Here is a 22,893-nt window from a genome sequence, read left to right as displayed (position 1 = left end):
ATGGTTATTGAATTAGCTCGAAAAGCTTATTTGGCAATATTTTGCAGTTGCTTGCTGAACATGGGCTCAGCTCAAGCTCAGCAGCTTGTGCCGTACCAGAAAACCTCTGGCGTGTCTGGCAGTATCTTGTCGGTAGGCTCTGATACGTTGGCGGGTATGACGACGCTTTGGGTGGAAGAATTTAAAGCGCTCTACCCAAGTGTGAATGGTCAAGTACAAGCTTCGGGTTCGTCGACCGCTCCTCCGGCTCTGACTGAAGGTACCGCTCAGTTCGGCCCAATGAGCCGACCTATGCGTAAACGTGAAATTGAAGCGTTTGAGCGAGAGCATGGCTATAAGCCAACCGAGCTTAGAGTCGCCATTGATGCGATCGGCGTGTTTGTGCATCGAGATAACCCCATTCAAGGCCTCAACTTTGATCAGTTAGACGCTATATTCTCTGTGACTCTCCGTTGTGGTGCGACAGAGCCAATTCAAACTTGGTCCCAATTGGATATCGACTTTGATTGGGCGAAGCGTGGCATGCAATTGTTTGGACGTAACTCTGTTTCTGGCACGTATGGGTATTTTAAAAAGAATGCGCTGTGTGGCGGGGACTTTAAGAATAACGTCAACGAACAGCCGGGTTCTGCATCGGTTGTTCAATCTGTTGCATCGTCAATCAACACCATTGGCTATTCTGGGGTTGGTTATCAAGTCTCTGGCGTTAAGCTCATTCCTATTGCGAAACAGGGCAAGGAATACATCCAGCCAAGCCAGAAAAATATCTTATCTGGTGAGTACCCACTTTCACGCTACCTTTACGTATACATCAATAAGCACCCAAGCAAACCATTGTCTCCAATCGAGCGTGAGTTTATTCGCTTCATTTTCTCGGAGCAGGGGCAGGCGCTGGTGGAGAAAGATGGCTACGTACCGATTTCAGGTGAAATTGCACAGCTAGAACTAGCGAAAGTGGGCATTCGCTAACTCAGTAACCAAATGGTAGGTCGTTTTCTAGAATACGAGTTGCCAGCCCGCGTTGCTCCAGTATTCTTGTTCTGTTTGTAAGTCGGCACTAAGTAGACGGTTATTGTTGAGCCACTCTGAATCATCACAGGAGAGGTGCCACGACTCTTCGTCTATGGATAAAGTTAGATTAGGCAAAGGTGCTTCGCTACGTTGACCATTAATGACGATAGCTAAACGAAGAATCCGAATCAGCCCTAGAATGTGTTTCTTCTTAAACAGGGAGAACTCTTCCATTTCATGTAGCTTGAGCGCTTTACGCTGAAAGCGAACGAGTATTGCCAATACCTGCTGCTGCTCTCGGTTAAATCCAGGCATGTTGGTGTGTTTGAGTATATAAGCAGAGTGGCGATGGAAAGCTTGTAAACTTATACTAAGCCCAACTTCGTGTAGCAGGGCGCTCCATCGAAGTAAGTCGAACAGCTGGCTGCGGTGTCTAATTCCTAAAGTGGGGTGAACTTGCTGCAAAAATAGTTGTGCACTTTGGGCGACGTTTTCTGCGTGAGTGAGGTCGACTAAGTGTTTGGCTGCGAGGTTTTCAGTGGTGCGCATACGAATGTCGAGACGTTGAAAGCGGTCTTCCATTTCATAGAGTAAACCTTCCCGTAGGGCGCCCTCTGAGTAATGGAGTTCTTTAATTTTTAAAGACTTAAATGCAGCTCGAAGTATTGCAACCCCAGCTGCGAATACTGGCTTTCTTTCTGGCGTTAAACCCTCTAGAGCAATGTCGTCAATTAAGCTCCATTCACAGAGTTTGTCTATCAATGTATCTAGGCGTTTGCTGTTAATCAGCCCGTCTTCAAAACCTAACCCTATTAGTACTTCGCGTATGGCTTTTATTGTTCCCGATGAGCCGATAGCGATATCCCAGCCTTTACGTTTATATTGAGCTGCCAGTGTTTCAAGCTTTTGCTCCGCAGCTAACGTCGCTTTGGCAAAGTTTTTAGCGGTCAGCTTCTCGTTAGAGAAGTATCGATTGGTGTAGCTGACGCATCCCATCTGCTTACTGTTGACCAATTGCGCTTCGAAGCCGTGACCAATAACCAATTCGGTACTGCCGCCGCCTATATCAATCACTAATTTGGACGTCGATTCTGGTTGAGTATGTGCGACTCCCATGTAAATTAGGCGAGCTTCTTCAACACCGGGAATTATTTCAATAGGGAAGGGAAGCACATCACGTGCCCTGAGCAAAAACACATGACTATTGTTTGCGCGGCGCAAAGTGTGGGTTGCAGCAATACGGACATTCGAAGCTTCAAAGCCATTGAGGCGTTCGGCAAACATGGCTAAACATTCGAGCCCACGTTCTATCGATGCATTGTCGAGGTTCATCTGGCTGTCTAAGCCAGAAGCGAGGTGAACTCGCTGTTTATGTCGACTCACCAGTTGCAAGTCTTGGCCGACGACTTTTGCTACTACCATGTGGAAGCTGTTTGAGCCTAAGTCGATGGCGGCGATATCTCGAATGTCTGTTTGCTGGGTCATTTATGGTTGCTGTTTTTGTTGCCGATTGTGTTTCTCTATATGCTTAAGATAGTTGTAAATAGCGAGCTGTGAACGAACTTTTTTACGATTTCCTCTCGGCACATAGGTATTACTCATCTCTTTATCGATCCAACGTGCTTTGACGGTGTCGGTAAAGTGAATCTCGATGATATCGATAATTCTCTGTTTAAGGCGAGGGTCATTGATTGGAGTTGCTACTTCGATCCGGTGATCTATGTTACGCGTCATCCAATCTGCCGAAGAGATATACACGAGTGGGTCGCCACCGTTGTGGGTGATTATCACTCTAGGGTGTTCTAAAAAGCGATCGACAATACTGATGATTTTGATGTTGTCGCTGACCCCTTCTACTCCTGGAACTAAAGAGCACATGCCGCGCACGATCATTCGTATTTTTACTCCTGAGCTGCTCGCACCATACAGTTTGTTGATCATTCCCTTGTCGACTAAGTTGTTCACTTTCAAGGTTATCTCGGCTTTTTTCCCTGCTTTTGCCGCGGCAATCTCTGTGTCGATTAAGCGGTAGAGTTGTTTGCGTGAGTTGCGCGGCGAAACAATCAGCTGGTTAAACTTAACTGGCCGATACGGGTTCTCAATATAGCCGAATACATGACGTACTTCGTTGGTTACTTCCGGTGATGCAGTTAGCAGCGCAAAGTCGGTATAAATACGCGCGGTTTTTTCATGGAAGTTGCCAGTACCAATATGGGCGTAACGAGTGATTTGCTCTCCCTCGCGGCGGCTAATTAGGAGTAACTTGGCGTGTATTTTTAGTCCGGGCGCGCCAAAAACAACGTGGACACCTGCTTCGGTTAGCAGCTTTGCCCACTCAATATTGGCCTCCTCATCGAAGCGAGCTTGTAGCTCAACCACGACAGTGACGCTTTTTCCGTTGTGCACCGCATCAATTAACGTGTTCATCAAGCGAGAGTCTTTGGCGACTCGGTAAATGTTGATTTTTATACTGATGACCTTTGGGTCAAATGAAGCTTGGCGTACCAGTTCGGTGATATGTTCGAAAGAGTGATAAGGGTAATGCAGCAATATGTCTTGATGACGAATGGCTTCAAAATGGTTATTGAACCCATCAAAGTCTGCACACTTCATTGGTGGTAAGGGTTTGTTTTCTAAGTAATCCCGACCAACATTAGGAAAGCCGATGAAGTCTTTAAAGTTGTGGTAGCGGCCACCGGGAATCAGACTATCGTAATTGGAGATTTGCAGCTTGTCACATAGGAACGTCAGCATCTCTTCGGGCATTTCACGCTGGTATACAAATCGAACTGGCATTGCCGTTAAGCGCTGGCTAAGGCCCTCCGACATCTGCTCCAGTAAGCTGTGTTCGACTTCGTTACTTAAATCGTATTCCGCATCACGGGTCATTTTCATCGCGTAACTGTTAAGCTGATAACCATCGAAGAAACCGCTAAAAAGATCATCGAGGCAATAACGAATGATGTTATCGAGCAAAATGATGGTCTTACGCCGTTTGCCTTTTTGCTCTGGCATCATTACAAAGCGAGGGAGATGGTTGGTTGGTATCTCCACAATGGCGTACTGACGATGATCGTCTTTACGCAACTCCACCGCCAAGTAGGCATACTCATCTTTAAGAAACTGCAACAAATCGATGTCATCATTCATCATAAGTGGAGTGACGTGGGGCAAGACTTGCTTGCGGAAGTACTTTTTTACCCACTTTTGCTGTGTTTCGGAGAGCTGAGTTTCGTTGACAAGAAAGATACGTCTTCGTGCCATTTCGAGAATTAACTCATTATAAACCTCATCAAAATCTTGATTCAGTTTCAGCGCCTTGGTTTGCATTTTGATGAGTAAGTGCTTGGAATTGTCGTTTCCACCACGTTCTTGGTTGATCAGAATTCGACGTTTTACATCGGAAAAGCGAACCTTATAAAACTCATCTAGGTTATTGGAAAATATACCTAAAAATCGCACGCGTTCGATCAAAGGGACCGATTTGTCGGCCGCTTCTTGTAGGACTCGCTCGTTAAACGAGAGCCAGCTCAGTTCCTTTTCGATGTACAGTTTTTCAGCACTCATACCTTACCTTAGTTCCTTGCGATGGTTCGCGTGTGCGGTGGGTTCCAAAAAATATCAGGTAATGAACGGTAATTTTTTACTATGACAGTTTTATTACGTGTTTATTGTTGTATTGTTTTCAGTTGTTTAATGCGATCTGTAATATAATTGTCACCTAAACGAAATAATATAACCTTGGGCAAGAATAGGTAGAGACACACATGGCAAAAGCCGAATTTTCATTAAAAGAACGAGATAGAAAACGATTGATTAAAGATCGTTTGGTTCGTCTTGCGGTGACTTGCGGTGGTGTGGGTGTGTTGGCCGCCTTGGTGCTGATCTTTATCTACCTCGCTATGGTTGTTTTGCCACTTTTCTCTGACGCTAAAATTGAAACTGGTTTTGCCAATCAAACTATTTCAACATCAAGCCCTATGGCTATTGGCGTCGACGAATATGGCCAGCATGCGTACGTACTCTCTAAAGAGGGTAAAGTTGACTTCTGGACGCTGAACGGAAAAAGTCAGTCACCTCTCTCGTTTCCTGTCCAAGCTAATTCACCGTTGTTAGCCTCCACCGGAGATATTTCGGGTTGGTTAGCGATTGCATCTGAAAAAGGCCGTGTGTCCGTATTCAGGCCAATTTTTACTTCCTTAGTCAGCAAAGAAGGTCGAAGCTTTGCGCCAAGCGTTGAACTAGCAACACTCAATAACCTGAATTTGAATGAATCAGGGCGTGTGTTGCAAAGCTTTGATTTTGCACATAATAGTGAAGGCACGACTTTAGCGGGTTATTACCAAGATGGCGGTGTACTCGTACGTTGGGAGCAGTCTGGCTCTATTCAAGAGTATCGCTTCGCTTTGCCTTTTAATCAGCTAGATCAAATTATCTTAACGCCTGATGGAAAACAGCTCTTCTTACGGACTGGATCGGAACTGGTAGTTGCGCAGAAGCAACACGACAGATTTTCCGTTCGTGAAGTCGTTGATTTGAGTGCTGGCGCTGAAAAACACGCGGTAACGGATATTAAGCTGTTGTCAGGCGCCTACTCTTTACTTGTCACCCATCAAGATGGCTTGGTCTCTCAATGGTTCGATGTGTTGAAAGATGGGGCGCGCGAGCTGACTCATATTCGTGAATTTAAGTTAGCTTCACAGCTCAGGTTCTTATTGCCTGATACCTACCGAAAGGGTTTTTACAGCTTCTATACCAATGGCACATTGCAGAGTCACTACACGACAAGCGAAAAGCTAGTGATGTTTGAACGTGCTTACGATAAGGCTCCGTCTCTGGCTGCGATGTCGAACAATGAGCGCTTTCTTATTTCTTTGTCTGGGCAGCGTTTAGATGTGGCTGAAGTCGATAATGATTACCCAGAAATATCGCTCTCATCGTTGTGGCAAAAGGTATGGTACGAAAGTTACCCCGAGCCAGCTTATGTTTGGCAAACAACATCGGCCAGCGATGAATTTGAAGCCAAGTTTAGTTTAGTACCCATCGCATTTGGTACGCTAAAAGCAGCTGCATTCGCCATGTTGTTCGCTATTCCAATCGCAGTGTTGGGGGCGATCTACACCGCCTACTTTATGTCGCCAAGGATGCGCCGAGTGGTGAAGCCTTCAATTGAACTGATGGAAGCGTTGCCTACAGTAATCATTGGCTTTCTTGCAGGCCTATGGTTTGCCCCAATTGTTGAGACTCATTTACCTGCAGTCGTATCGCTGATGTTACTACTGCCAGTGACTATCTTAGTGACAGGAGCGCTATGGCATGCACTGCCGCGCAAATGGTTAACCCGAGTGGCCAATGGTTATCACGGGTTAATTCTAATGCCAGTGTTGGTTGGCGTTGTGACGCTAGCAATGATGTATAGCGGAGTGATTGAGGCGTGGTTGTTTGGTGGCGATATTCGAATCTTTCTTGCTGAGCACGGTATCGACTATGACCAGCGAAATGCACTAGTTGTCGGTTTTGCGATGGGCTTTGCGGTGATACCAACCATATTTACCATCGCAGAAGACGCGATATTTTCGGTTCCTAAACATCTTTCTGATGGTTCGTTAGCACTGGGTGCAACGCCTTGGCAGACCCTTATCTATGTGGTTCTTCTGACAGCCAGCCCGGGTATTTTTTCTGCCATTATGATGGGACTAGGTCGAGCGGTTGGTGAAACTATGATTGTGTTGATGGCGACGGGTAACACACCGATACTCGATTGGAATATTCTAGAGGGAATGCGCACCTTGTCAGCCACTATTGCGGTTGAAATGCCAGAATCAGAAGTTGGCAGTTCTCACTATCGACTGCTATTCCTTGCGGCGTTATTGCTGCTGGTGTTCACCTTCTTAGTGAACTCAGTGGCTGAGTGGGTGCGGCAGCGTTTGAGGGATAGGTATCGTGCACTTTAAGTTTGGTATTCTTATGACGAGTAAGTGGGTGCTCACCCATGTTTAAGTGGTTAAAGTCGGGCGCACCTTGGATTTGGCTAACCGGCGGAGCGGTAAGCATTAGTTTGCTATCTGTGATGGGCCTATTGCTTCTGATCGGCTGGAAAGGGTTATCTTATTTTTGGCCTGCACCTTTGTATCAGTGGCAAACAGAACAGGGTGACAAGTTGCTTGGCCAACTCTACGCGGAAGAGTATGTGCCTATCAACCACTTGCAAGATATGCAGGTAGAGCTTCCCTCCGAAGTAGTTGAAAAAGGGCTTATAAAACGATTTAGCATCAAAGTGGCTAACCGAGATCTTTATCCGTCTGATTTCGTTTCTTTTCTCGATATCGACTTGCGAGAAAAAACGCTACCTAGTGGCTGGGCGGTGATTGAGCGTAGCCGAAATGGCGACTTCTACGCTAAACCGGTTGGCTATGTGACTCCATCTGGTATAGCGTACGATTCAGTGACAGTGGACCTAGCCAAAGGGCTTGCTGTTGCTGAAGTGATGCATGAAGAAATCGCTCGAATTATCAGTGATGAGATCCAAGTGACTAGCAGAGGGCTAGAGCGATTAAGATTAGCTAAACGCAAGCGAGAACTGAATGGACAATTAGATGAGCAGTTTCTCGAAAATCATCAGAAGGCCAAACAGAAGCTGGAATCCTATTTAGCGATCTCTGAATCTCGATTGGATGATCTACGAGCGGAATTTAGTCAGCAGGCTCTATTAGTCGAGGATATTACCGGGCAAACGAAACAAATCCCGCTAAGCCAAATCTTAGATGTGTGGTATCCAAATCAAATGGGCTTTGGCGACAAGGTGTCTCATTGGTTCAAACAAGTTTGGAAGTTCTTGTCGGACAACCCTCGAGAGTCTAACTCTGAAGGTGGCGTATTTCCTGCGATATTTGGTACCGTTTTATTGGTTATTATCATGTCGATTATCGTGATGCCTCTTGGGGTTGTCGCCGCGATCTATCTTCATGAGTATGCAAAGAATAATGCCTTCACTCGAGTAATCCGGGTTGCAGTTATTAACTTGGCGGGTGTTCCTTCAATTGTATATGGTGTATTCGGCTTGGGCTTCTTCGTTTATACCTTAGGTGGCTCGATTGATACCCTATTGTATTCAGAGCGCTTACCTGCTCCGACATTTGGTACACCAGGGCTGTTATGGTCGGCTCTGACGCTCGCTGTATTAACCTTGCCAGTCGTGATTGTTTCAACAGAGGAAGGGCTTAGCCGAATTCCAGGTTCGGTACGTCATGGTTCATTGGCCCTCGGTGCTACTCAGTTCGAGACGTTATGGCGGATTGTGTTGCCAATGGCGAGTCCTGCAATCATTACGGGCTTAATATTGGCTGTTGCTCGTGCGGCTGGAGAAGTGGCGCCATTAATGTTGGTTGGGGTAGTGAAGTTGGCTTCCAGCCTTCCAGTCGATACTCAGTTCCCGTTTATACACTTAGAGCGTAAATTCATGCATCTAGGCTTTCATATCTATGATGTAGGCTTTCAAACGACTAATATTGAAGCAGCAAGGCCATTGGTTTATGCCACATCGTTTTTGTTGGTAACAGTAATCGTCGGGCTAAACTTAACAGCTATCAGCATTCGTAATAATTTACGAGAAAAATACCGTACTTTAGGGCAAGACTAATCATGTTTTCTGTCGATCAAACGTTAGGCTACGAGCCGCCTCTTGATGTAAATAATCTAAGTGATGACGAGACAGCCATCTCGATCGAAGGGCTTAACTTGTTCTATCAAAACGCCCAAGCGCTGAATGACATCTCAATGCGAATTCCGAAAGGTCAGGTCACCGCATTTATCGGCCCTTCAGGCTGTGGTAAGTCTACCTTGTTGCGTTGCATCAATCGTATGAACGACTTAGTGGAAGGTTGCCGTGTTGAAGGAAGGGTGAACTTACACGGCAAAAATGTTTACCATCCAGATGTCGATGTGGCGACTTTGCGCCGTAGGGTTGGCATGGTATTCCAGCGTCCAAACCCTTTCCCCAAGTCGATTTATGAGAACGTAGTCTATGGCCTTAGATTGCAAGGCATAAAGAACAGCAGAACGCTTGATGATGCCGTTGAAAGCTCACTCAGAGCAGCGGCATTGTGGGATGAAGTAAAACATCGTCTACATGAAAATGCGTTTGGTTTGTCCGGTGGTCAGCAGCAACGTTTGGTGATTGCGCGGGCTATTGCTATTGAACCGGAAGTATTGTTGCTCGATGAGCCAACATCGGCACTGGATCCTATTTCTACGTTGACAATTGAAGAGCTGATTAACGATCTCAAAACCAAATATACCGTAGTGATTGTCACCCATAACATGCAACAGGCGGCGAGGGTGAGTGACCATACGGCATTTATTCACATGGGAACCTTGATCGAGTACTCAGATACAGACTCCATTTTTACTTCACCATTGAAAAAACAAACGGAAGACTACATTACTGGTAGATATGGCTAGGTTTGTTAGTCATATTTGATATCGCAGTTTGGTACTTATCCAGTATGTGATTTTTCCTTTTAATCAGCAAAAGAGACTCACTTTATTTATGAATTTTGGGCGCCATATTTCAGGTCAGTTTAATGTCGAGCTTGAATCGATTCGTACCCACGTACTGACGATGGGGGGATTGGTCGAGCAGCAACTTTCGTTTGCTATGCAAGCGCTGCACAAAGAAGATATTGAGCTGGCGAGAAAGGTGGTACGCGACGACCATAAGGTCAACGCAATGGAAGTCTCTATCGATGAAGCATGCACGCGAATCATTGCGAAAAGGCAGCCAACAGCAAAAGACTTACGCCTCATCATGGCGATCATTAAAACGATCACTGACCTAGAGCGTATTGGTGATGTTGCCACTAAGATTGCTTATGTTGCTATCGAAAGCCCTGCTTCAAAAGAAACGCAGTTTCATGTTTCTTTGGAGCCGCTTTGCCGTCAAGCCATCACCATGCTTCATCAAGTGCTCGATGCATTCGCTCGCATGGACGTAGATTCTGCGGCAGAAGTACATAAACTCGATGACAAGCTCGATGCTGAATACGAAGCGGTTATTCGCCAGCTAATGACCTACATGATGGAAGACCCAAAGAACATTCCTAGTATCCTGCAAGTGATGTGGTCAGCTCGCGCCATTGAACGCGTGGGAGACCGTTGCCAGAATATCTGTGAATACATTATCTACTTTGTGAAAGGTAAAGATGTTCGCCACTTGGGCGAACAGAGTATTGATGATGTGCTTCGTTAGGAAAGGCTGGTGGCGTTTCTCGTAGGAAAACTTAGGGCCAAACGATCTAGAAAAAAGTGACTGTACTATCAATAGTTGTATGAAAAGGTAAATCCTAGGAAATTATGTCCAGCATTTCTATATGTCAATGTTCCGTTTGAGTAGTGTCTAAAGTAAAGCTCTAAGTTTATACGACCAGTTGCTAGGCCAACAAACACTTTTTGCCCAAAAGTAAACTTGGAACTAATCCTATGAGTCGATTTTGATTTTATATAGCCCCCTAAGCCAGCTCCAGCATAAAAATTTTGGCTATAGAATAAAAATACATCCTGGGAAGCACCTGCAATGAATTGATTGTATTGGCTTAAATCTTCACTTTCATTTGTACTATATTCTCCTCCGACAAACCAACTTACTTCTATATTTCTTCGACCTGGTAACCTGAAAAATTGGTTGGGCTGACTGTATTGTAAATTGATATCGTAGAGCTCTTCCAGACCATCACTACGTGAGCTTATTCCACTGGAAATGGAAAATTGATTTTGGTTTCCACTAAATGCTAAAACACTGTTTGGTATTAATAGAAAAATAACAAGGGAAGAGTGGCTGAATCTCTGTAATAATTCATTTTCTGAAGATTTAATTATGGCATTTAAGTAGTTCATGTATCTTATTGTTACTAGTCTTTGGGAGCTCATTATTTTAAGCCCGATCAAAGTGATGGGGCTCTATCAAAAAAGGAAAAATTAGAAAGAAATACCAGCACTAACGCCCATTGAGGATTGTTTATCATGGATTAGTGATAGGTTTTCATAACTGTAGTATAAATCTATAGTCAGCATACTGAAGTTAAATCCTATGGAGTGTTTCGTATCGAACCGTTCTAATTCTTTAGTGTTAGCTTCGATGTCTCCACGGTAGTAAAAAGAAGATGTTAACGGTTTAAGGTAACCTAGCTTTACAGTTAGATAGTCTTCATCTGGTGCAAGTTCTCCAGGGGAGATTAGACTATACCCAAATTTTTCCACATTATAGTTTACCCCTAGGTTGTAAACTCCTCCGTTTGAGCCATCCATAAGAAAGTCACCTCCAAACTTAATAACTGAATGGCTAACGTATCCATCGTTGGTTGCGCCTCCCCAGCCCGGTTCGGTATACTTGAATCTAATTTTTGTTTCTTCAAGTGAGGCATTTAGAGTAATATAGTGAAAGTTCATCTTTGAATATATATTATAATTATAATCCTCCTCAGAACTATCTGAAAACTCTTGCGTGCTTCCACTTTCAAACCCTAGGGAAATATTTGGAATGAATAAATTAATTGCCCCACCAAAGGTTAAATCATTGTCAAGTTCATCATCTGTTTGAACAGCATAGTCTACATATAATTTTGATTGATTATTTCGAATGTCACCTGAATGATACTCTTGTGAATATGCGGAATAAGATACGGGGAAACATATTAATAATAATAAAATCTTTCTCATTGGAGTTACCTTACGATAGGTTGAATATAAATAGGTTATATTTCGATTGTTTTAATAACCAACTAATCTACTCTAAAATTTATTCAGAAATAAAAATGCCCTATAGCTACAGGGCATAGTTGAAATCATCGAACGATGTTTGATGGTTGTACTAGAAGCGGTAACCGAATGTTAGAGACAGACTATTTAGCTCAACCCCCTCTGCTGGTTCAGTCATATCGTATCGAGCATCGGCGTAGAAATTATCAGCAATGTAAGTACGCAAGCCTAGACCTAGCAAAAGTGAAACTTCTGACTCTGAGTGTGAGCTATCTTCATAAGATTGTTCAAAATTACTATGAGCAACACCTACTGCTGCATATGGTTTGAATGCGAAATTGCCTGCAGGGAAAGTGTAACCAGCTTCGATATCGGCTTTAAACTGAGGTGCCTTTATTTCAAACCCATTTTCTTCTTTGCTTGCTGTTACATAAGAGACGTTAGCAGCTAAAATAGGGTTGAGTTCGAATCCGTATTCTAGTTTAAGCCCCATATCCAGACTGTCATCTGATTCACCGGCAGTGACAGAGGTATTATTTACACCTAGGCCGATACGGTGATGTGGGCCTGAATTAGCCATAACAGCTGTAGAAAAAAGGGAAGCAGCGATTAAAGTGAATACTACAGTTTTCATTATTACTCCGGTTGTTTTAACTCAGTATTGAGTTTTTAGTTAATTTTTTACATCGGAGATATTAAGAAAAGAGTGTGCTTACCGACTAAACGTAATTACTTATGATAGTGATAACTGGTAGTTATTATAGGTTTGCTTTTGTTCTTCGAGGATCTCGCTCACAAGTTTATTTATCCACACTAAGAGTGGAGCGTTTCGGTTCTTGTAGTGGCTGAAACATACTATTGGTATATCTACTGGTTTACCTTGAACTTCGGCTGTTATTGCTTTTAGCTCGGGGAAGTTTTGAATGGGAAAGAGGTCGGTCATTGGCATCAACAGGTTACTAGTCTTAAGCATTTCAAGGCATGTTAAAAGGTCGTCGCTCCTAAAGTGCACTTTTGGCTCGACTCCATGTTCTCTTAAGGTCTTTACTGTTGGGCTGTTCTTGCCGTTCCATCCAGGAATGACAAATGAAGCAAACTCGTAATTATTAAATTCGTAAGGCGTTATAGACTTTTTTTTGATTGGATGATTTTGTCTCATTACCACACATCCTCTAGCTATCGCGATCTCTGAGGTGTGAAGGCTTTTCGAGGTTTTTGTTGTATGGTAGCCGTAGCTTAATAAAGCTTCCCCATTCTCAACTTCTGTTAAAGTAGAGTGTGAAGATGTCACAAGTTCTAAGGTACATTTAGGTGCAAATGACTTCATCCTAGTTAACAGTTTTACAGCAAGTACATTAAGAATTACTGGTGACACTGCGATTCTAATATTTATGTCTAATTTGCTAGGGTCAAATGGTTCGACCTCATTTAGAGTTACCGATAGCTGTTCAAAAGAAGGGGATAGCTTCCGTGCCAGCTCAATACTAAATGGGGTTGGTTGTAACCCTGTACGTACCTTGACAAACAGTTCATCGTCAAAGTGGTGGCGCAATTTTAGTAACGATTGACTTATTGCTGGCTGGGAGATGCACAGCTGCTCGGATGCTTTACGCATATTGAGCTCTCTTGACAGGACAAGGAACGTTTTAAGCAAGTTTAAATCTAAGCTTAAGAAGCGGTCTTTCTTTGGCATCTAAGTTACTGAGGTTATTATTGGTTGCGTGAAATAATTCAGCAGAATATATGCCAGTATAAGAGTTTAGCCAGATAACTGTTACTGATAAGTCAAGGTTTCTCCCCTTTTCGTGTAAAGCTAAAAGGGGAGAAACCATTAATTATTAACAGGTTACATAAGTTAAATAAGCTAACAGCTTTAAGTGTAAACCTTTGTAAACAATGGTCTTGGTTACAAAGTAAGGTGTATCTCAGTCAATTATATGACATGGTTACTTTGCTCCGGTCTTAGGTATGTTAAAAGCGTAGCGTAAGCCCAGTACTTAGCATCGCGGAAGTATTGTAAGGCAAGTGAGTGTTATCTCTGTCTAGGTAGTTGAGCTCACCAGTTATTCTCATACCTAAGTTGGGTGTAAACATTCGAACCCAAGAGAAAGCCGCACTTGCGCCGTAAGTTGAGCGATACTCCTGATTGCTAGAAATTACGTTGGTTTTGGTCCCTTCATATTCTGCAAGTCCCGCTTCTAATTGAATAGCGACACCTTCACTACCCATAAAAGGACCAAGAAATGGTGTGGTTTTTAATTTGTATTGGCCGCCAAAACGATAGGTTTTAATTCGCTCTTTGGTATCGAAAAAACCAAACGAGCTATGACCAAAACTTGCATATGCCGCATCAAGTCCAACAGCGTTGGCAAAGCCGAATTGAATCTCGCCACCAGGATCATCGAGAAAGGAATAAGGCCCGAGTTTAACCGCGGGTGATAAGTGGATAGTTTGAGCAGACGCCAGCGTAGGCAGAAAAATGGCTAGTGCGAGGAAATACTTTATCATTGGGTGACCGTATTGGGTTGGAAGGAAGCCATCCTTGGCTAGAGCAATTTAGAATAGGTAACCGACGGTCCAAGAAAACTGGTCGAAATCTGCGTTACCCCATAAATCACCATCGAATCCGGCATAGTCGAAGCGAATATCTGAGTAGATATGTCGGCCAATTTCACCACGAACACCAAACCCTAAAATAAGGCTGTTCTCGTTCCATTTGTACCCAATCTGCTCAATGCTCACTTCTTCGTTATAACGAGCTATACCGATCGCGGCGTAAGGTTTTACATTGAAACTATCCAATATAAACTTGTAGCCAATATCGGTATCTAGTTTGAAAGTTGAACCATCTAGTTTGAAGGTGTTAACTCCGTCAGTCGCACTGTCTTTATTCTTGCCATATGACACATTTAGACCGACGATACGATTAACTTCATAGCCATATTCTAGCTTCAAACCGTTTCCCCAATCTCCAGATGCAGAAGCTTCAAGAAAGTCGACAGAAGTTTTTGTGTAACCTAATCCAACACGATGTTGGCTCTCAAAACTGTTAGCTAACGTGGTGGCAGATAAAAGGGAAGTGGCGATTAATGCGGTAAGTGCTGCTTTCATTATTTACTCCCTTAGCATGAGTTATGTTCTTTCCTTGAACTCATCTAAATCCTGTGGAGCAAATATTAATTGTGCTAGCGGACGTTTTCTAAACAGAGTTTCTTATTTAGATGATAAGTAGTGCTTATTATATGCTTCTATTTGACGTTTAAAGATATCTTGCATCAGTTCCTGTAGCCATTTTACTAGAGGGCTATTTCGATTCTTAGTGTGACAATAGCTTGATACGCTAAGCTGGGGTATTGAACCATCAACTTCCACGCTTATCGCTCTTAAATCGGGGTAGTTTTGTAGTGGAAATAAGTCGGAGTGAGGCATGTACATATCTGAATGCCTAGTAACATCAATTGCTGCTGAGATAACTTCAGTGCGAAAACCAATCTTAGAAGCTCCCCCTCGTTTGTTCATTATATCTTCAGCAACGCTGTGGTTATCGTTCCAACCAGGAACAATCATTGAGACGATGTCATAACCCTTAAAGTCTTCTGGTAACGCGAACTTTTTATTTACGGGGTGATTTTTTCGTACAATGACTTGCCCAGATAGATTAACTAGATGACTCGTATAAATATCTTTAGGGTGGTTCATGTCGTAATGAACCCCTAAAAAAGTATTACCTTTTTGAATATCGCTATAAGTTGAGTGATTCCAACTCACCAATTCTATTGTGGCATTTGGTGCTAGCTGTTTGATTCTTTGGAATAGTGGGCCTGCGAGACAAGATAAAACAGGAGAAGTAAGAGCGATTTTTATGCTCTGAGTTAATTCCGCAGGAGCAAACTCTTGTGTGCTGTTGAGGGCCGTTGATAACCCATCCAAGTGAGGAGTGATGGCAGTAGCTAGCTCTATCGAATAGGGTGTTGGTTCTAACCCCGTTCTTACTTTTACGAACAGTTCATCGTTAAAGTGGGTACGTAGTTTTTGTAAGGATTGGCTGACGGCTGGTTGAGTGACGTGTAAGCGCTTCGCCGCTTTACGCATATTGAGCTCTTGCGACAAAACGAGAAACGTTCTAAGCAAGTTAAGGTCCAATTGATAGAAAAGATCTTTAGCCATACCATCCCTACAAAAAACTAATCTGTGCAATCGCTATTGTGGCTTATGATGGCGGATAGCTTCAACTACTTGCCGGATTAACTCTGGGTTTGTCACCGGCACAACAAAATCATCTAAGTCCTCTTTACCCATTTTAGCGCTGGCAGCGACATGTTGCATTTTACTTGGACGGGTCGATTTTCCCGACAAGTGGACTTCTGTGACACCTGTTTGCTTTACGATGTGTTCTAGGTTGTCGGAGCTTAAACCTGCACCAGCCATAATATTGAATCGACCTGCTGCCAGTATCACCATCTCTTTGAGTACCTCTATACCTTGTTCGACATTTGGCGCCAGCCCAGAGGTCAATACGCGCTCGCAACCTAATGATGCAATTTGCTCGATAGCTTGCTTATAGTCACTACATTGGTCGATTGCGCGATGGAACGTGACGCCCAATTGAAGTTGGTGGGCTTTTTCGACTAGCTGCTTAGCAAGCGGCATATCAATATCACCTTGAGCAGTGAGTACTCCCAATACCACACCTTGTAAGCCAGCATTAGCTGCAGACTCAATATCGAGAAGCATAGAGTCGATATCGTCTTGATCGTAGAGGAAGTCGCCTTGGCGAGGTCGAATCATCGCATAAACAGGGATAGTGGTGATTTGGGCGGCTTTCTTCATCAAACCATAGCTTGGAGTGAGGCCACCTAATGCCAGAGATGAACACAATTCGATTCTGGTTGCGCCACCTTCAATGGCGTTATGCAGAGATTCAAGGTTATCGATACAAACTTCAATGTGGTAGGTCATTTCAAGATGATTAGTCATAGTTGACTCGCTTTGGAACAGTGAGAATGATGAAAGTGTAATCGCAATGTGTTGCCCCAATAAGGGTAAAGTTTATCAGTGAACTTTTCCTCTTTGTCTCTCATCTACCATTGAATGTTTCAGCCTCAAAGAAAAACGCCCTAAAGCAGAACTCTAGGGCGTTTTTGAAACTACTGAGACTTAAGCCGCGTCTTCTTTTGGCTCTTCGTCTTTCACTGCTTTTGGCTTTTTAGGCGCTGGTTTACGTTTCGCACCTAAAGCGTATAACACTTCTTCTTTGTTCTGAGCCAAGAACATGGCAAGGTCTTCTTGTTTGCCTTCGTCTTCTAGCAGATCGCTTTTACCGAGCAGTTCAAATAGCTCATCTGCCATATCGAGCATTTTGTCATAAGCGTCAGCTTCGGCTTTAGAGGTAAAAGTCATTTTCTCTTCTCCGTTGCGTTCCACCACGTACTTGACGATTACAGCCATGGTTAATCCTCTAACAATTTTGATTATTCAATTACTGTCTGTTTATACAGTTTTTGTGTGTTTAAGTCTAGGTTAGGTATCAATTCTGAGAGCTAAGTGGCGACGCGTTAGTCAACATTCGTTATTCGAAGGGTTATCGGTTCCATTGATGACAAAACTCAATAAATGCTTTCAACAATGGACTCTGGTATTTCTCTTTATGGACTAAAAGCCAAAACCGCCTTTGCATATCGAGAGGCACCTTAACCTGGGCGATTCTTCCATCACGTATTGCAGGATCGGCAGACAGCTTAGATAAGCAACCAAACCCGAGCCCAGCAGAGACAGAGTTGATTAGCGCCTCAGTGGTGTTAAGTTGAAACGCTTCATGCCAATGTTCAATCCTAGGCGCGATGGCTCTGAGGAAAAACTCACGTGAACCTGATCCAGCCTCGCGCAGAATCCAGTCACTTTCTTCAAGTTCATGAACCGAAGTCGTAGCCTTACTGGCAAAAGGGTGATCTGGATGACAGACAATGCACATCTCATCTTGGCTGAACTGAGTTGATAAAAGTTCTGGATGGAGCGTTTTGCCTTCAATTAATGCGATATCTAATTCATAGTCGATCAGCTTTTGGCAAATTTGTGCCGAGTTGGAGATGAACAAGCTTTGAGACTTATGCTCAGTCTCATTACGAAAGTCGCTAAGCAAATAGGGCGCAACTTGATTTCCTATCGTATCGCTGGCACCAATATGAAGTTGTCCAGAAAGCGTTTGATCATCATCGAATAACACATCAATACTTTGAGCTCGGTTGAGCAGTTCATCGGCTAGCGGCAACAGCTTTTGCCCCTCTTGATTGAGAATCAAACGATTATTAACTCGATCAAACAGGGCATGGCCAATTTGCTTCTCTAGCTCAGAAAGAGCCATGCTGACCGCGGCTTTAGACAGAAAAAGTGACTCAGAAGCCGAGGTTAAGGTATCGTGCTGAGTGATTGTTGTGAACACACGAAGCTGTTTCAACGAAATATTGCTGGCCATAGAATGATTACGTTTAGGTTATCTTAACGAGTGTTTTAGATAATTAGATATATTAGAACGAAGTGCAAGCGTAAACTGACCTCAATGAAAGAATTTTGAACAGAGGTTGCCATGATTCAACGAGCAAAAACAAAATTGATGGGTGCTCCGACTCCTATGGCTGGATTAGCACTAGGTATCGCGAGCTTAGGTTGGAGTTGGGAAAACTTTGCAACGTTAAATGGTTACGGCCAGTGGATCAGCGCCGCAGTGGCCACTGTGTTATTGGTGATTCTCGCGGGTAAATTCCTTATCCATAACCATTTGCTTCAGCAAGATTTAGCGCACCCTGTTGTTGGTAGTGTGGTGCCTACGTTCGCAATGGGCACTATGGTGGTTTCAAATTCTCTCGGCCATTTTTACCCATTAGCAGGTGATACATTATGGCTATTCGCGGTTATGTTGCATGTTGTGTTCTTGGTCAGCTTTTTGTACCACAGAGCAAAGCAGTTTGAGCTTCACCATATGGTGCCGAGTTGGTTTGTTCCACCTGTAGGCATTATCGTGGCGGATGTATCGTTCTCTGGTAATCCTGTATTGGCTCCAATCGCTAACGGTGCGCTTATCTTTGGTATGCTGGCGTACGCAGTAATGCTACCAATGATGATCTATCGTTTTATGTTTACCCACGAAATCCCTGATGCAGCTAAACCTACTATGGCTATCATGGCAGCGCCTGCAAGCCTGTCGTTAGCTGGATATTTAACGGTAACGGCCGACCCTTCACCAGTGATCATTGGTCTGTTGTTTGGTATTGCGATTTTAATGACTGCAATTATCTACTTGGCTTTCTTTAGATTGTTACGCCTACCATTTAGCCCAGGCTATGCGGCTTTTACGTTCCCAATTGTTATTAGTGCTACAGCTTTATTCAAACTTACTCACTGGATGGAATCGGTTGGCGTTGCGGCTAAATACATCAACCAGGTTCACTTTCTTGCTGGACTAGAGTTAATCGTTGCAACAGTCGTTGTGAGCTATGTTGCGATACGCTACTTGCACTTTTACCAACCCCACAAACTAACAGTGAGTAATGCGTAGCCTTTTGACTTAGTCAGATGGTGATTATTCTCTGCTACGTTATGCACTTATGCTAATCTGGCCTTAATAGCGGCAATATTAGTGTGAGTGCATTTTGTTTACTGTCTACCATTCCAACCAAGTCGATGTCTTAAAGTCACTACTTGTTGAGCTCGTTCGTCTCAATCCATTAGCAAACCCTTTCGATAAAGAGCAGATCTTGGTGCAAAGCCCGGGTATGTCTCAGTGGTTGAAGATGGAACTGGCTAAAGAGTTTGGTGTAGCCGCGAACATTGATTTTCCTCTGCCAGCGACATTTATCTGGAACATGTTTACAGAGGTGTTGCCAGATGTACCCAAGCGTAGCGCCTTTAACAAAGAGTCGATGACGTGGAAGCTGATGCACATCTTGCCTAGGCTTTTGAGTCAGCCAGAGTTCGAGCCACTTAAACGCTATCTAGAGCAAGACGAAGACAGCTCCAAGCTTTATCAACTCTCAGAGAAAATTGCCGACATCTTTGATGGCTACTTGGTTTATAGACCTGAGTGGATTGCCAGTTGGGAAGCGGGGCAAGCGGTATTGGAATTGGAAGATGAGCACCCTTGGCAGCCGATTTTATGGCAAGCGCTTTACGATCATACCGTTGCCTTAGGTCAGTCACCTTATCATCGCGCCAACTTGTACGAACACTTTATCGATACCTTAGAAAACTTTCAGGGCAGTTTTGAACACTTGCCTCAGCGCTTGTTTGTGTTCGGAATTACCTCACTGCCGCCACGTTATATGGATGCGCTTAAAGCCATAGGTGAGCATATTGATGTCCACCTGATGTTTACCAACCCTTGTCGTTACTACTGGGGCGAGGTACGAGACAGAAAGTTCTTAGCGCGTTTAGCGGCAAAACACCGCAAACATGTGGTGTGGAATCAAGACCACTCCGAGCAACAGGGCGAGAGTGAGCAACTTAAAGGTTCGATTGAAGACAACGTACTTGATGAGCTACATACCGACGCGGTGGGGAACAGCTTACTCGCATCAATGGGTAAGTTAGGGCGCGATAACATGTATCTTCTTTCGCAGCTAGAGTCCCATGAGATTGAAGCCTTTGTTGATGTCGAGCGAGATTCATTGCTTCATCAACTTCAAGCAGACATTCTCAACCTTGAAGAGCATCAAGATGATCATCAGTTAGAAACCAGTACGCATAAACAAGTGGTACAATTAGGCGATAAATCCCTCACGCTGCACGCTTGCCATAGCCCGATGCGTGAAGTGGAAGTCTTACATGATCAGCTATTGGCGATGTTTGATGCCGATCCAAGTTTAAAGCCGCGCGATATTATTGTCATGGTGGCGGACATCAATGCCTACAGCCCAGCCATTCAAGCCGTGTTTGGCAACGCTCCCGGTGAGCGATTTATCCCTTACTCTATTTCTGACCGTACCGCCGACCAAGAAAGTCCAATCCTTAATGCATTTATGCAGTTGGTTAACCTGCCAAACACCCGTTGTTTAGCGTCTGAGTTACTCGAACTGCTTGAAACTCCGGCGATCTTGGCTCGATTTGGGTTAACGGAAGATGAGTTTATTTTGGCCAAACAGTGGGTAGAGGAATCGGGTATTCGCTGGGGATTGAATTCGACCACAGGACAAGAGTTTGATTTACCTGAGACAGCGCAAAATACTTGGCAGTTTGGTATTGAGCGCATGTTGCTTGGCTACGCCATGCCAGAATCAGCAGGGCTGTTTGAATCCAAGTCAGGGGCGCTTTCACCTTACAATGAAGTGCAAGGGATGGGGGCGGAGTTAGCGGGCAAGCTGGCGCACTTTATTGAGACAGTCAGCGATTACCGACACAAACTGGTACAAACTCAATTAATTGATTGTTGGCGCGAAATTCTAACTTTGCTGCTGGATGATTTCTTTAGTGTAGAGCTCGAAGGTGAGGCGGCGCTCAAATCGATTCGTGACACCTTAGCCAACTTAAAAGAGCAACTGACTGACGCAGCCTTCGAGCAGTCATTATCTCCGGCGATTATTACCACTTACTTGAACAACAAACTGTCTGGAACGCGGATCAGCCAGCGCTTCCTTGCCGGGCAAGTGAACTTCTGTACTTTGATGCCGATGCGCTCTATTCCATTTAGAACGGTGTGCTTACTGGGTATGAATGATGGGGTCTATCCACGTTCTATGCCGCCAGAGGGCTTTGATCTGATGAATGGGCGAACCAAACCAGGGGATCGCTCTCGCCGAGATGATGACAGGTACCTATTCTTAGAGGCCATGCTGTCTGCACAGCAAACGCTATACATCAGTTATGTTGGCCGTTCAATCCAAGACAATACCGAGCGTGTGCCATCGGTGCTGGTTTCTGAGTTGATGGAGTATTGCCATCAAAACTACCGCCTAGATGGAGATGATGTGTTAGCGAGTGATGAGTCTGGAGAAAAGCTGCTAGCAGAGCTTATCACTCACCACTCTATGGTGCCGTTTAGTGCCACTGCGTTTGTCGGTGAGCATCCAAGTTATGCTAAAGAGTGGTTACCTGCGGTGAACAGATTAGGTCAGGTGAGCGGTGAGTTTAATCGACTACTGCAAGATTACTTACTCGATGCCTCCTACCCATTAGAGCTAGATCTGGTTGAGCTGCAACGCTTCTGGCGTTTGCCAGTGCAATACTTTTTCAATCGCCGCTTAAAAGTGATGTTTGAACCGCCGCTTCCGGTCATGGAAGATGACGAGCCTTTTGTACTCAATGGCTTAGAAAGCTATCAAATGCGTGACGGTTTATTGGATAGCCTACTCAAACAGCAGCTTTCTGGTGGTCAAGATAGTAAGGGTGTAATTGAAAGCTTTGTTAAGCAGCAACGTGCGCAAGGGAAATTACCGGTTGGCGCATTTGGGGATATTGAGTTTGAAACTAACCGAGTTCAGGCGCAGGAGCTGGTGGAAAAACTGACTTTCTTATGTGGCAGCGAAGCGAATGACCTCGAAGTAAAGCTGACATTTGACGTCTTAGGTGAGGATAAAAAGATTAACCTAACTGGCTGGCTGACACAGTATTATCAGTCGGGCTTAATTCGTTTTCGCAGCGGTAAGATTCGCTCACAAGACTACTTGTCTGCTTGGATAGACCACCTAGCGATGTCGGCGATGGGCATTAGTAAGCGCACCCATATGATTGGTTATGATCGCAAGGAAGGGGTTGTTCATCTTATCTACCCTGAAATTGCAGATGCCAGCTACGCTCATAGCTTGTTGGCTGAGCTGGTTCGTTTGTTCTACCAAGGTATGACCGAACCGTTGTGCTATTTCCCGAAAACCGCATTAGCCGGTGTTGAAGCAGGATTCAGTCGCGGAAACTGGGTGGATGATGAAGAGAAATCACTTAAGAAAATGGCCGATACATTTAACGATAGCTTCATGGCCTCAGGTGAAGGCAATAACCCATACATCTCGCGTATCTGGCCAAGTTGGAACGACAACTTAGCAGCGCAGGCACGCACCATCACAACATTGGTACTGCAAACCCCTCGACTAGAGGCAAAGAGCAGTGAAGACGCATAATGAACCAGCATTAATGGGAAATACATTG

19 protein-coding genes are annotated in these 22,893 nt (G+C 44.2%); 7 read left to right on the top strand and 12 right to left on the bottom strand.

The genetic code is table 11. The features are described 5' to 3' along the window. Complete coding sequence (locus J4N42_RS11035) at positions 1–969, top strand: PstS family phosphate ABC transporter substrate-binding protein (protein WP_286036653.1); 969 nt, start codon at positions 1–3, stop codon at positions 967–969. Between the two features lie 27 nt (positions 970–996). On the opposite strand, the gene ppx is transcribed toward J4N42_RS11035, so the two are convergent. Together ppx and ppk1 are read right to left on the bottom strand one after the other, a co-directional pair. Then, complete coding sequence (ppx, locus tag J4N42_RS11030; RefSeq protein WP_252027973.1) at positions 997–2,496, bottom strand: exopolyphosphatase; 1,500 nt, start codon at positions 2,494–2,496, stop codon at positions 997–999. After that, complete coding sequence (ppk1, locus tag J4N42_RS11025) at positions 2,497–4,578, bottom strand: polyphosphate kinase 1 (RefSeq protein ID WP_252027972.1); 2,082 nt, start codon at positions 4,576–4,578, stop codon at positions 2,497–2,499. A 200-nt stretch (positions 4,579–4,778) separates the two neighbouring features. Between ppk1 and J4N42_RS11020 the strand changes: the two genes are divergently transcribed. The 4 genes from J4N42_RS11020 (at position 4,779) to phoU (ending at position 10,258) form a co-directional block, all read left to right on the top strand. Beyond that, on the top strand, positions 4,779–6,965 hold the full coding sequence (locus tag J4N42_RS11020; protein WP_252027971.1) for an ABC transporter permease subunit: 2,187 nt from the start codon (positions 4,779–4,781) through the stop codon (positions 6,963–6,965). Between the two features lie 38 nt (positions 6,966–7,003). Then, positions 7,004–8,650 carry a phosphate ABC transporter permease PstA gene (pstA, locus tag J4N42_RS11015; protein WP_252027969.1) on the top strand — a complete coding sequence of 549 codons (1,647 nt, stop codon included), beginning with the start codon at positions 7,004–7,006 and terminating at the stop codon, positions 8,648–8,650. A 2-nt stretch (positions 8,651–8,652) separates the two neighbouring features. Next, positions 8,653–9,471: a phosphate ABC transporter ATP-binding protein PstB gene (gene pstB, locus J4N42_RS11010; protein WP_252027967.1), complete on the top strand. Its 819-nt coding sequence runs from the start codon at positions 8,653–8,655 to the stop codon at positions 9,469–9,471. A gap of 88 nt (positions 9,472–9,559) precedes the next feature. Further along, entirely contained in the window at positions 9,560–10,258 is a 699-nt protein-coding gene (gene phoU, locus J4N42_RS11005; RefSeq protein ID WP_252027965.1) for a phosphate signaling complex protein PhoU, read from the top strand. A gap of 68 nt (positions 10,259–10,326) precedes the next feature. On the opposite strand, the gene J4N42_RS11000 is transcribed toward phoU, so the two are convergent. From J4N42_RS11000 to J4N42_RS10955, 10 genes are all read right to left on the bottom strand, one after another. Next, positions 10,327–10,902, bottom strand: coding sequence for an acyloxyacyl hydrolase (locus tag J4N42_RS11000; protein WP_252027963.1), 576 nt, complete (start codon positions 10,900–10,902; stop codon positions 10,327–10,329). Between the two features lie 81 nt (positions 10,903–10,983). Then, positions 10,984–11,724, bottom strand: a complete 741-nt coding sequence (locus tag J4N42_RS10995) for a hypothetical protein (protein WP_252027962.1) — start codon at positions 11,722–11,724, stop codon at positions 10,984–10,986. Positions 11,725–11,875: 151 nt separating this feature from the next. Then, entirely contained in the window at positions 11,876–12,397 is a 522-nt protein-coding gene (locus J4N42_RS10990) for a porin family protein (protein ID WP_252027960.1), read from the bottom strand. A gap of 99 nt (positions 12,398–12,496) precedes the next feature. Continuing rightward, positions 12,497–13,456 (bottom strand): LysR family transcriptional regulator, encoded by a 960-nt coding sequence (locus J4N42_RS10985; protein ID WP_286036652.1) that lies wholly within the window; start codon positions 13,454–13,456, stop codon positions 12,497–12,499. A gap of 278 nt (positions 13,457–13,734) precedes the next feature. Further along, entirely contained in the window at positions 13,735–14,271 is a 537-nt protein-coding gene (locus J4N42_RS10980) for a hypothetical protein (RefSeq protein ID WP_252027957.1), read from the bottom strand. A 48-nt stretch (positions 14,272–14,319) separates the two neighbouring features. After that, positions 14,320–14,874 (bottom strand): porin family protein, encoded by a 555-nt coding sequence (locus tag J4N42_RS10975; RefSeq protein WP_252027955.1) that lies wholly within the window; start codon positions 14,872–14,874, stop codon positions 14,320–14,322. Positions 14,875–14,976: 102 nt separating this feature from the next. Continuing rightward, positions 14,977–15,930 carry a LysR family transcriptional regulator gene (locus J4N42_RS10970; RefSeq protein WP_252027953.1) on the bottom strand — a complete coding sequence of 318 codons (954 nt, stop codon included), beginning with the start codon at positions 15,928–15,930 and terminating at the stop codon, positions 14,977–14,979. A gap of 33 nt (positions 15,931–15,963) precedes the next feature. Next, positions 15,964–16,722 (bottom strand): copper homeostasis protein CutC, encoded by a 759-nt coding sequence (locus J4N42_RS10965; protein ID WP_252030827.1) that lies wholly within the window; start codon positions 16,720–16,722, stop codon positions 15,964–15,966. 198 nt (positions 16,723–16,920) lie between these two features. Then, complete coding sequence (locus J4N42_RS10960) at positions 16,921–17,211, bottom strand: YebG family protein (RefSeq protein WP_252027951.1); 291 nt, start codon at positions 17,209–17,211, stop codon at positions 16,921–16,923. Positions 17,212–17,344: 133 nt separating this feature from the next. Continuing rightward, positions 17,345–18,235 (bottom strand): LysR family transcriptional regulator, encoded by an 891-nt coding sequence (locus J4N42_RS10955; protein WP_252027949.1) that lies wholly within the window; start codon positions 18,233–18,235, stop codon positions 17,345–17,347. A 111-nt stretch (positions 18,236–18,346) separates the two neighbouring features. On the opposite strand from J4N42_RS10955, the gene J4N42_RS10950 reads away from it, so the two are divergent. Together J4N42_RS10950 and recC are read left to right on the top strand one after the other, a co-directional pair. Further along, positions 18,347–19,315 (top strand): TDT family transporter, encoded by a 969-nt coding sequence (locus J4N42_RS10950; RefSeq protein WP_252027947.1) that lies wholly within the window; start codon positions 18,347–18,349, stop codon positions 19,313–19,315. A gap of 94 nt (positions 19,316–19,409) precedes the next feature. Continuing rightward, the gene (gene recC / locus J4N42_RS10945; protein ID WP_252027945.1) at positions 19,410–22,865 is read left to right on the top strand and encodes an exodeoxyribonuclease V subunit gamma; all 3,456 of its coding nucleotides are present in this window, start codon (positions 19,410–19,412) and stop codon (positions 22,863–22,865) included. Positions 22,866–22,893 lie beyond the last annotated feature (28 nt).

The sequence above is a fragment of the Vibrio sp. SCSIO 43135 genome, from assembly GCF_023716665.1.
GTDB lineage: Bacteria > Pseudomonadota > Gammaproteobacteria > Enterobacterales > Vibrionaceae > Vibrio > Vibrio paucivorans.
The sequence above is the reverse complement of the archived record's forward strand: the minus strand, read 5'-3'. Positions and strand labels throughout refer to the sequence as shown.